This window comes from Frankia sp. Mgl5, assembly GCF_023242985.1.
In the GTDB taxonomy this organism is placed as follows: Bacteria; Actinomycetota; Actinomycetes; order Frankiales; family Frankiaceae; genus Parafrankia; species Parafrankia soli.
In genome coordinates this window covers 1-459 of record NZ_JALKFY010000463.1, presented here as the reverse complement: position 1 = coordinate 459, position 459 = coordinate 1, and the positions used below count along the sequence as shown (strand labels likewise).

Here is a 459-nt window from a genome sequence, read left to right as displayed (position 1 = left end):
GCGCAAAAGCAGATTTAACAGCAGCACGACAAAAACAAGTACCGCCGCCGCTTTGTCGGCAATCTCCCTGGCATCGGCCACAATCGCTTCCGACTGCACATACCAGAGGTGGACGGCCAGCGTGGAGCCGGGAGAAAACAGGTTTAAATCCCACATCTCTCCTGAGGTACTGGTTCCCGCTGTCAAAATGATGACCGCCGATTCACCGTACGCCCTGCCCGCGACCAGACTAATTCCCGTAATGATTCCGTTTAACGAGGCAGGCAGCACAACCTTGCGAATGCACTGGAACTTGGTTGAGCCGAGTGCATAGGCTGCTGCGCGCAGTTCCTGTGGTACGGCCCTTATCGCTTCTTCGGCCACACGGGTTAGCACCGGCAGATTTAGCAGCGCCAAACTGGCCGCACCGCCAAGAATCGTCAATCCGATCTGGAAGTAGCCGACAAACAGGGCCAAGCC

The 459-nt window shown here is 56.6% G+C and carries 1 protein-coding gene; it reads right to left on the bottom strand.

Annotation, left to right across the window (positions count from 1 at the left end; translation table 11 throughout):
- Positions 1 to 459 (bottom strand): ABC transporter permease subunit (locus MXD62_RS10150; RefSeq protein WP_248829079.1); only part of this gene is annotated, 459 nt, incomplete at both ends.